This window comes from Paraferrimonas sp. SM1919 (assembly GCF_010993985.1).
Lineage (GTDB): Bacteria > Pseudomonadota > Gammaproteobacteria > Enterobacterales > Shewanellaceae > SM1919.
Map to the genome: position 1 here is coordinate 1 of NZ_WINH01000094.1, position 695 is coordinate 695.

Sequence of the window (695 nt, forward strand, 5' to 3'; positions counted from 1 at the left end):
GCGGTGAGTGCATCCCCTTCGATATCGCTCGCTTGAGACAGCAACTGTTCTTGAGTCAGAGTAATGGCGCCATCTTCATTAACTGAGTAAGCCAAATCCCCCGACACCGGCGCATCATTAACCGCAATAACATCAATGCCGGCGGTGGTCTGTGCGGTTGCCCCGTCTTCATCGACGACGGTGACATCAAGGGAGACATTGCCATTAAAGTTTTCATTAGGGGCGAAGCTGTAACTGCCGTCGCCGTTATCGGTGAAAATACCATCGGTGCCCGAGTAAGCCACCCCACTGACACTGACCTCCCCTTCAACGTCTGAGCTGTTTGCTAAAAGTTGCGCATCACTAAGGGTAATAATGCCATCTTCATTGACGGAGTAAGTGGTGGAACCCGCCACTGGAATGTCATTAACGGACTCAACGCTGACATCAATGTTGGCCGCAGTCGTGGTGGTGCCATCGCTCACGGCGAAGCTTAACGCCACGTCACCATTGAAGTTCTCATTGGGTGAGAAGGTATAACTGCCGTCACCATTATTGGTGAACACGCCATCGCTGCCTGAGTAGCTGACATCAGCAACGGATAGATCGTCACCATCAATGTCTGACGCCCCCGCTAGGAGCTGGGCATCGGTAAAGGTCAGTGAGCCATCTTCTTCGATGCTGTAGCTGGCATCTTCGACAACCGCGGCGTCGTT

Annotated in this window: 1 protein-coding gene; it reads right to left on the reverse strand. The window is 52.8% G+C overall.

What is annotated here, in order from left to right:
• The coding region (locus tag GFB48_RS17305) for a cadherin-like domain-containing protein (protein WP_163938752.1) at positions 1-695 on the reverse strand (695 nt) is incomplete at both ends.